The 8,976-nt window shown below is 76.4% G+C and carries 7 protein-coding genes and 1 tRNA gene; 3 read left to right on the top strand and 5 right to left on the bottom strand.

The window, feature by feature from the left end; translation table 11 throughout:
- Positions 1-207 precede the first annotated feature (207 nt).
- Positions 208-282 (top strand) — tRNA-Cys (locus tag B7L92_RS32010).
- Between the two features lie 109 nt (positions 283-391).
- On the top strand, positions 392-1,678 hold the full coding sequence (locus B7L92_RS32005; RefSeq protein ID WP_107501664.1) for an LPXTG cell wall anchor domain-containing protein: 1,287 nt from the start codon (positions 392-394) through the stop codon (positions 1,676-1,678).
- Positions 1,679-1,681: 3 nt separating this feature from the next.
- Here B7L92_RS32005 and B7L92_RS32000 read toward each other — a convergent pair whose 3' ends face one another.
- Entirely contained in the window at positions 1,682-2,143 is a 462-nt protein-coding gene (locus B7L92_RS32000; RefSeq protein ID WP_081240800.1) for a hypothetical protein, read from the bottom strand.
- An 89-nt stretch (positions 2,144-2,232) separates the two neighbouring features.
- Between B7L92_RS32000 and B7L92_RS31995 the strand changes: the two genes are divergently transcribed.
- Entirely contained in the window at positions 2,233-2,589 is a 357-nt protein-coding gene (locus B7L92_RS31995) for a MerR family transcriptional regulator (protein ID WP_081240799.1), read from the top strand.
- Between the two features lie 60 nt (positions 2,590-2,649).
- Here B7L92_RS31995 and B7L92_RS31990 read toward each other — a convergent pair whose 3' ends face one another.
- From B7L92_RS31990 to B7L92_RS31975, 4 genes are all read right to left on the bottom strand, one after another.
- Positions 2,650-3,765: an SUKH-4 family immunity protein gene (locus B7L92_RS31990; RefSeq protein WP_081240798.1), complete on the bottom strand. Its 1,116-nt coding sequence runs from the start codon at positions 3,763-3,765 to the stop codon at positions 2,650-2,652.
- A gap of 276 nt (positions 3,766-4,041) precedes the next feature.
- Positions 4,042-6,357 carry a xanthine dehydrogenase family protein molybdopterin-binding subunit gene (locus tag B7L92_RS31985; protein WP_081240797.1) on the bottom strand — a complete coding sequence of 772 codons (2,316 nt, stop codon included), beginning with the start codon at positions 6,355-6,357 and terminating at the stop codon, positions 4,042-4,044.
- Complete coding sequence (locus tag B7L92_RS31980) at positions 6,354-8,372, bottom strand: 2Fe-2S iron-sulfur cluster-binding protein (protein ID WP_081240796.1); 2,019 nt, start codon at positions 8,370-8,372, stop codon at positions 6,354-6,356. Before B7L92_RS31980 ends, B7L92_RS31985 begins: the two co-directional genes overlap by 4 nt.
- Positions 8,369-8,976 (bottom strand): FAD binding domain-containing protein (locus tag B7L92_RS31975; protein WP_081240795.1); only part of this gene is annotated, 608 nt, incomplete at its 5' end. The genes B7L92_RS31980 and B7L92_RS31975, both read right to left, overlap by 4 nt.

Here is an 8,976-nt window from a genome sequence, read left to right as displayed (position 1 = left end):
GGCGGTCATGACCGCCAGAGTAAGGGCCACGGACTGCTTTGACCCCTGTCGGGGGTCGGGACCGTACCGGGACCTCGGACGTACGACCCCGCCGCCCCTGTGTGAACGGCGCGTGGCAGTCCCGTTGCGGCGCCCGCCGTTTCCTTGAGCACCGCTCCCGCCCGGCCTACGGTCGGTGCACCGGTTCCGACGGACCCCGACGGACACGGCCGTGTGCCCGAGTGGTTGAGGGACTCGCCTGCAAAGCGAGTGACGCGGGTTCGAATCCCGCCACGGCCTCCACCTTCCTTGCCTCGCTTGCCTCAGTTTCCTCGCCTTCCTCCTCCCACGTCTCTCACGTCGTCCTCACGAACGGGAGCACAACCCCGGGCGGCCTCCGGTTGTCCAGGACATGTCCGGGCGATCGGCGCCCGGTCTCCGTGCCTTCCTGTCCGACTTCGACGAGGAGACAACCGTGCGCCAGCGCGTCCGCCCCTCGGCCGCCCTCGTGGCCGCCGCCGGCATCGCCGTCGCCGTTCCCGCCGTCGCCGCGCCCCCGGCGGCCGCCGAGGAGACCGGGCCCGACCTGGTGGTCTCGGCCCTGCCGCGCACCGCTCCCGCGCCCGGCGGAACGTACGAGGAGTCCGTCACGATCACCAACCGGGGGACGGCGGCCGCGGACGGCGTCACCTTCCGGATACGGCTGACCCGTGGCCTCGACTTCCCCGAGCCGGTCGAGGGCTGCACCTACTCCACCGTCGGCGACCGCGTCGGACAGGCGCTGTGCACGCTCGACACGGTCGTCGGGCCCGGCGCCTCCGTCACCGTGCCCGTGCGGTTCGAGGCGCTGCCCAAGGCGCTGATGGAGGCCGTCGAGTACGGCACCGGACCCACCGGCGGGGAACCGGGCGAGGGGTTCGGCGACAGCTACCGGCGACTGACGCTGGCCGCGGACAACACGGCCGACCTCGTCGCGGTCGGTGAGTGGACCGAGGCGCTCCCCGGCGGCAGCCAGTCGTTCACGGTCGGCCTCCGCAACGACGGCCCCGGCTGGGTCCAGGTCCAGGACAGCGACGACCAGCCGGCGTTGCTGGTCACGGTCCCGTCCGGCACGGTCGCCACCGAGGTCCCCGAGGGCTGCGCGCCGTTCGGCACCGACGGCCCGAGCGGACCGCCGGTGCCGGGCAGGCCCCGGTACGTCTGCTGGCCCGCCGACGGCACCCTCGAGGTCGGCCAGTCGCTCTCCTACACCTTCTCGGTGAGGATCGACAAGGACGCCCGGAGCCCCAGGGGCGAGGTGAAGGCGACCTCCGTGTACGACATCGCCCCCGAGTACGACAAGAACCGCGCCAACAACACCGACCTGATCCGCATCGACCTGCCCACCGACAACGAACCCGGCCCGAGCCCGTCGGACGGCACCGCCGGAGGCTCCGGCAGCGGCGGCGCGGGAGACGACGGCGGCTCCGGCACCGGCGGGAGCGGCACCACCCCGCAGGGGCAGGCCGCCGACGGCTCGGGCACCTCGGGCTCCGCGTCCAGCACCCCGACCGCGACCGGCGCCTCCCCCGGCGGCGACCTGGCGCACACCGGCTCGGACGGCGCCCCGCTCCTCGCCGCCGCGGCGGCCGGCACCGCGGCGCTCGGCGGTCTCCTGGTCGTGGCCGTACGGCGCCGCAGGGCCGCCGGGTCCTCGTGAGGGTCACCCCGCCGTTCCCCCGAGCGCCGCTTCCGCCCCGTCCTTCCGCTCGTCCGTCCGACACCACCACGGCACGAGCTGGACCACGCCGAACGCCACCTCCACGGCGAGGAACGGCCACAGCACCCCCGTGGCGCCACGGGCCAGCGCGTACGCCTGCCAGGCCGCGAACAGCATGCGGGCGGCGCCGTCGTAGACCCCGTGCGCCGGCCGTGTCCCCCTGAGGCGCAGGACGGACCAGACGACCACGACCGAACCCATCAGGTTCGCGTACAGGGTCTGTACCGGATCGCGGTCGGGCAGGGCGCCCAGGCCGAGGGCGTCACCCGCCGACGACAGCAGACCGTGCACCAGTGCGTAGGTCCAGGGGGTCGCGAATCCGGCCGTGACGACGAGGTCGTACCAGGCGCTCGCCCGTACGACACGGAGGTAGGGGGCCCGGGAAGGAGAGGGGAAGAGAGGCACGAGGAAGCTCCTGCTGGTCGGCGGTGGCGATGCCGCACGCTAAACAGTGGAGTAGGGTCCAAGGTCAAGCCACCGGCCGACGGAGGGCCATGCTGATAGGGGAGTTGGCCGCGCGAACGGGCCTGTCCAAGGACACCGTCCGGTTCTACGAGAAGCTCGGCCTCGTCACGAGCCGGCGGCTGTCCAGCGGTTACCGCGACTTCGCGCCCGAGACGGTGGTCTGGCTGCAGTACGTCCGCACCGCGCAGACGCTCGGGTTCTCCCTGGCGGAGATCGCACGGCACGGTGAGGAGTTGCGCGACGCCCCGGACACCGCGCAGGCGCTGTCCGCGCTGTTCGCGGAGAAGATCCGGGTCGTCGACGCGCGGATGGCGGAACTCGCCGCCCTGCGCGCCGAACTCACCGCGCGGGCCGGCACCGGATGCCCGTTGCGGGCGGGCGATTGAGGCGGGGGCCGGGGCCGAAGGACCGGCTCGGAGCACCCCGCCCGCCCCGTCCCGGAAGAGCTACGCCCGGCAGTGCCCGCGCGGGTCGGCCGTCGTGCCCGCCGGGTCGATCGACGACAGGGCCTGGATCATCGTCATCACCAGCCGGTCGTACGCCGCGCCGGTCAGCGCGTGGCCCGACGCCTCGTCGAGGTCGTGCTCGCGGTGGAGCAGCCAGAGGGTGAAGGCGAGGGTGGAGACGTCCGTGTTCAGCGGGCGGAGGACGGCGTCCGGCTCGCTCCAGTGCAGCACCGCGCCCGTGGCTCCGTCGACGACCAGGCCGTCGCCCTCGGTCAGGTGCCCGAGGCGCACGAGGCGGTCGGCGTGGGCGGGGAGGCGGCCGGGCGGGAAGGCGCCCTCACCGTCGGCGTAGTGCTCCGTGAGGGTCCGCAGCGGCGGGTCGGTGTCCAGCCGGAAGAAGAAAACGTCCTCCGGCAGGCCCGTCCCGCGCAGGAAGCGGCGGGTCGGCTCGTGCGTGAGCGTGGCGGGGAAGTCGACCTCCTCGAAGCGGACCACACCGCCCCGGCCGAACTCCCGGTCCAGCAGGCGCACCGGGAGGTCGAGGGCCAGCCCCGAGGCCGTGTCCGGGCCCGCCGCCAGGGCCAGGGGCCGGATCAGTGCCGCCATCCGTCGAAGCGGCGCCGGCCCGCCGCCCGCGCCCTCCTCGAACACCGCCAGCAGCCGCCGCGTCGCGACCGCGACCGCCCGGGTGTCGCAGCGGCCCGCGCGGGCGGCGAACTGGCGGCGCAGTCCCGCCAGTTCGTCCGTCGCCGCGGCGAACCGCACCAGGGTCGGCAGGGACGGGGCGAGCGGTCGGCGGTCCATCAGGTCCGGACGGTCGTGGAAGAAGTACGGGGTCGGGACCTCGCCGGTCGCCCCGTCGAGCGGCACCGGCTCCGGCTCCGGGCCCGCCGGGCCCGGCAGCCCGCCGATGACCAGCCGGGGGAACCGGCCGCCGGTCGGGTCCGCCGCGATCCGCAGGCCCTCGTCGCACAGCCGCGCGAAGTCGAACAGGCCGCCGTCCCCGGGCAGTCCGGGGCCGGCCGGCCGGCGGCGCGCGGAGGCGTGCGTGGCGTACGGGCCGAGGTACGCCCCGGTGCATGTGGTCGCCGTGGCGACGGTGTCGGTCGTGCTCATGGTTCCCCCGCGATACGTCTGCTCGGTCCCGGGCCCCTGAACGTCCCACCCGGGCGGACGGACCCCGTCCGTCCGGACCCGGCGGCCGTCCCCCACCACTCGGCACCCTACGCGCCGGCACTGACAACGCCCCCGGACCAGGGGACCCGCACGGCGCCCCGTTCTCACAGACGCCCGAACGGCCCCCGTGCGTTGCCTCTCCGCCGGAACTCGTCCCCGGGACTGTCCCCGGGGCGCGTCCCCGGGACGCGCCCTCCGGACGTCAGCCGCCGGACGTCAGCCGCCGGTCACCACCGCGGCCTGCGGGCGGATCGGCAGCCGGTTCACCGGGCGGCCCGTGGCGGCCCGGACGGCGGAGGCGATGGCCGCCGGGGAGGTCACCACCGGCACCGCGCTGACCGCCTTCGCGCCGAAGGGGGCGACCACGTCCCGTTCCTCGACCAGTTGCACGATCCGGATGTCCGGGGCGTCCAGGGCGGTCGGGAGGGCGTAGCCGGTGAGGTCGGGGTGGCGGACCAGGCCGCGCGGGGTGCGCAGGTTCTCGGTGAGCGCGATGCCCACGCCCTGGGTCACGCCCGCCTCGATCCGGGCGGCCAGCTGGGCCGGGTTCAGCACCCGGCCCACGTCCTGGGCGACCGCCAGTTCGACGACCCGTACCGAGCCGATCTCGATGTCGACGTCGACCACCGCGCGGATCGCGCAGAAGGCCAGGCCGACGAACGCGTCGCCCTGACCGGCCCCGTCCAGGGGCTCGGTCGGGTGCGGGCGGCACTGGGCCGTGGCCCACAGCTCCTTGCCCGCCAGTTCCTCGGTGACGGTCGTGGACAGCACCCCGTCGTAGGAGGTGATCTTGCCGTCGGTGATCTGCAGCAGCTCGGTGGACATGCCGAACTTGTGGGCGAGGGGCTGCAGGAGCTGGGTGCGGACCATCTTGGCCGCGCGTTCCACCGCGCCGCCGGACACCCAGGTGTGCCGGCCGCGGCAGCCCGCGCCCGACGGCGGCTGGTCGGTGTCCACGGGGGCCACGTGCACCTCGTCGACGCCGAGGGTCTCCTGGACGATCTGCCGGGCCAGCGTGGCGAACCCCTGGCCGGTCTCCACGGCCGCGCACAGCACCGTGGCCACGCCGTCCTGGACCTTCACGGTGGCCGTGGACACCTCGTCGGCGCCCTCCGCGCCGAGCATGTGCACCATGCCGACGCCGTAGCCCACGCCCCGGCGCACCGCGCCCGGTTCGCCCGCGCCCTCGGGGCCGCCGGGCAGCAGCCACTCGTCCTCGGGGGTGTCCTTGGGCAGCGGCGGCAGCGGGAAGTCCCGCACCGCCTGGAGGAGTTCGGCGACCGGGGCCGGGCAGGTCACGGTCTGGCCGGTGGGCAGGACGTCGCCGGTGGCCATGACGTTGCGCATCCGCACGTCCGCCGGGTCGATGCCCAGCTTCTTGGCCAGCTTGTCCATCTGCGCCTCGTAGGCGGCGCACACCTGCATGGCGCCCTCGCCCCGCACGTGGCCGGAGGGCGGGTTGTTGGTGCGCACGGCCCAGCCCTCGATGAAGGCGTTCGGGACGACGTACGGGCCGCAGGCGAAGGCGACGGCGGCGGCCAGGGCGTCGGAGGAGGTGTCGGCGTAGGCGCCCGCGTCGAGCAGGATCTGCGCCTCGACCTTGACCAGCCGGCCCTCGGCGTCGGCGTGGTGGCGGTAGCGCAGCAGGGTGGGGTGGCGGTGGACGTGGCCGAGGAAGGACTCCTCGCGCGTGGCGGCGAGTTTCACCGGGCAGCCGGTCCGCAGGGCCAGCAGGCCGAGTGGGAGCTGGAAGCTGCGGTCCTCGCGGTCGGCGGTGGCGCCGGGGACGCCGGTGACGACGACCTTCACCCGTTCGGGTGCCAGGCCGAAGGCGGCGGCGGCCGTGTCCCGGTCGCCGTGCGGGTCGGTGGACGCCAGGTACAGCTCGACGCCGCCGTCCGGGCGGGGCACGGCGAGACCGGCCTCGGCGCCGATGGGGGCGGGGTCCTGGCGGCCGATGCGGTACAGGCCCTCGACGACGACGTCGCCGGCCGCCCCGGGGTCGCCGTGGCGCAGCGGGATGTGCCGGATCAGGTTGCCGTCGGGGTGCAGCGGTTCGGCCTCGAACGCCTGCTCCGGGTCGGTCACCGGGTCGAGCACCTCGTACTCGACGATGACGGCCGCGGCGGCCAGCCGCGCGGTGTCCGGGTGGTCGGCGGCGACGGCGGCGATGGGCTCGCCGTGGTGGCGCACGACCTCGGCGGCGAAGACCGGGCGGTCGGCCTTGCCCCGGCCGTGCAGCGGGGCGCCGGGGACGTCCTCGTGGGTGACGACCGCGCGGACGCCGGGCATCTCGCGCGCGTGGGTGGTGTCGATGGACACGATGCGCGCGTGCGGGTGCGGGGAGCGCAGCACGGCCGCCCACAGCAGGCCCTCGGCCCACAGGTCGGCGGCGTACGGGAAGGTGCCCTCGGTCTTGGCGCGGGCGTCGGCGGCCGGGAGGGAGGTGCCGAGCCCGTGCGGGACCGGTTCCGGCTCGGTGGTGGCCTCGGCGGCCCGTGCGGCCTGCGCGGTGGCTGCTTCGTTGCTCACGCCTGGCCTCCGTCCTGGCCGTGGGACTGGTCGTGCGGTCCGGTGGATCCGGTGGACCCGGTGGATCCGAACACCGAGGGGTTGACGCCGCCGGCGCCGGGGCCCGCCTGGTGCGGGATGCGGGGCACGTCCGGGTCGGTGTCCGCGTCCGGATCGGTCTCGGAGGCCGCGGCGTGCGCCTCGCGTTCGGCGACGACCTCCTTGACGGCGTCCACGACGCCCCGGTAGCCGGAGCACCGGCACAGGTTGCCGCACAGGGCCTGGCGGGTCTCCAGCTCGGTGGGCGCCGGGTTGCCCTCCAGCAGGTCGTGCACGGTCATCGCCATGCCCGGGACGCAGAAGCCGCACTGCACCGCGCCGCACCGCGCGAGCGCCCGCTGCACGTCGGACGGCCGGCCGTCCTGGGCCAGGCCCTCGACGGTACGGACCTCGCTGCCGGCGGCGGTGACGGCCGGGACCAGGCAGGAGGCGACGAGCCGCCCGTCCACCTGCACGTTGCAGGCCCCGCACTCGCCCTGCGAGCAGCCGTCCTTGGCGCCGGCGAGGCCGAGCCGCTCGCGCAGCACGTAGAGCAGCGACTCGCCGATCCAGGCGTCCGTGACCGGCCGGTCGGAGCCGTTGACGCGGAGCACGTAGGAGGCCAGGGGGTGGTCCTCGTGCGGGGCGCCGGGCGGCGGGTCGTGCGGCGGCGCCGAGCCGTCCGGCGCGGGGGCCGCCGACGGGGCGGGATCGCCCGGGGCGCTCGAGGCGCCCGAAGGATCCGAGGCGTCCGGGGTGTTCACGGCGTCCGGGGAGCCGGCGGGGTCGGGGTCGGCCTGCGCGGTCGCGGCGCCCGGGGAGGCGGCGTCGGCCGCCGGTGCGTCCGCGGCGGCGGGTTCCGGTGCTCCGCCCGCCTCCGGGCCGGACCCGGCGGCGGAGGGCTCCGTCCGCTCCTGGGCGGCCCCGTCCGCGGCCTCCGGGACCCCGTGCGCGGCCTCCTGGGCCCCGTGTGCGGCCCGAGGGGCCTCGGCGGCCTCGGGAGTGCCCTCGGGGCCGGAAGCGGGCCGTGGGTCGTCCTGGGTGCCGGGGTACGCCTCCGCGCCGGACCGCCACTGCGGCTCCGCCGCGGGTTCCGCGTACCCATCGGTGGCGAACGGCTGGGGCGCGCCGGAGGACCGGGGGCCGGTGTGCGCGGGCTGCCCGGGCGCGTGCTCGCCGCCCGGCCTCGGTCCGCCCTCCTGCCGCTCCTGCGGGGCCCGGTGCCGCTCGGGGCCGGCTTCCCGGCCCTCGTTCCCGGGACCCGCGTCCGCCGGCCCGGGCTCACCGCCCTGCTGCTCCTGCGGGACCCCGGGTACGCCGGGTCCCCACGGCTGCCCGATGGCCTGGTCGGCCCAGGGGGCGGAGGCGCCGCCCGGGAGGGTGGCCGGAGGGGTGCCGCCCCACTGCTCGGCCAGGGCGGACGTGGTGAACTCGCCCGACTCGTCCGGGAGGTCGCCGCCGGCGACGGGGATCGACCACTGGCCGGTGACGTCCTGGCCCGGCGCGGGGTGGCCCTGTGCAGGGTGGTTCGGCGCGGGGTGCCCCTGCGCGGCGGGCGTCTCCTCGAAGCCCCACTGGCCGGCGGTCCCGGGGGCCCCGGGAGAACCCGAAGGGCCGGAGGGGCCGGGGGGGTACGTGAACCGGTCGTCCTGTCCCGCGCGTCGCGGGGCCGCGTCCGTCCCGGGCTCCTGCCGCGGGGGCCCGGCCTGCGGGTCGTGCCACTGGGCCCCGGCGCCGGGCGCGCCCGGCGCGGGCCAGGTGCCCATGGCCGCGGGGTCGGTGCCCGCGCCGGTCGCGGGGGCCACCGTGATCTGCGGCGGCACATAACCGTGGCCGGGCGCGGCGAGCGGACTCTCCAGGGAGTCCAGCAGGGCGTCGACGCCCCCCTCGGGAAGCTCGACGAAGGCGGTGGCGCCGTCGTCGTAGTCGCCCTGGGGCAGCGGGTCCCAGCGGCCGCCGCCCCGGGGCGTGCCCTCTCCGTGCTGGTCGTCGGTCACGACAGCGCCCTCCCCAGTGCTCGTCGGGCCAGCGCGGCGACGGTGCGCCGCAGGTGCAGTACCGCGGGCGGAAGCGGTGGGACGGCGCCGTCCTCTCCGGGGGCGGCGTCGGGGATGCAGGCCGCGGCGACGTACTCCCCGAACGCGTGCAGCGCCTCCGGCACGATCGCCCGGTTGTTGTCCCAGTCGATGAGCTGCGCGACCCACTGCTCGGCCTCCAGGGGCCTGAGCGGCATCGGCGCTATGGCGCCCACCGCGCAGCGGACCCCGCGGCGGGCGGGATCGAGCACGAGGGCGACGGAGGCGACCGCGCGGCCGGGACCGGTGCGGCCGGTCGCCTTCAGGAAGACCTGGGGGGCGTGCAGCAGCGGCACGCGCACGTAGCCGATGAGTTCACCGGCGCGCAGCATGTCCACCCCGGCCAGCAGGTGCGACACCGGGATCTCGCGGCGGGCGCCGCCCGGGCCCGCGATGATCAGCGTCGCCTCCAGCGCGGCCAGTACGGGCAGGGCGTCCCCGGTGGGGGCGGCGGAGGCGATGTTGCCGCCCAGGGTGCCGGCGTTGCGGATGTGCGGCGGTCCGGCGGCCCTCGCGGAGGCGGCGA

Source organism: Streptomyces viridosporus, assembly GCF_002078235.1.
GTDB classification, from domain to species: domain Bacteria; phylum Actinomycetota; class Actinomycetes; order Streptomycetales; family Streptomycetaceae; genus Streptomyces; species Streptomyces viridosporus.
This window is presented reverse-complemented; position numbering and strand designations above follow the sequence as displayed.

What these genes read in the sequence shown, in the direction of transcription:
- B7L92_RS32005 (WP_107501664.1), top strand. Translation starts at nt 392, where the DNA reads ATGTCCGGGCGATCGGCGCCCGGTCTCCGTGCCTTCCTGTCCGACTTC.
- B7L92_RS31995 (WP_081240799.1), top strand. Translation starts at nt 2,233, where the DNA reads ATGCTGATAGGGGAGTTGGCCGCGCGAACGGGCCTGTCCAAGGACACC.
- B7L92_RS31990 (WP_081240798.1), bottom strand. Translation starts at nt 3,765, where the DNA reads ATGAGCACGACCGACACCGTCGCCACGGCGACCACATGCACCGGGGCG.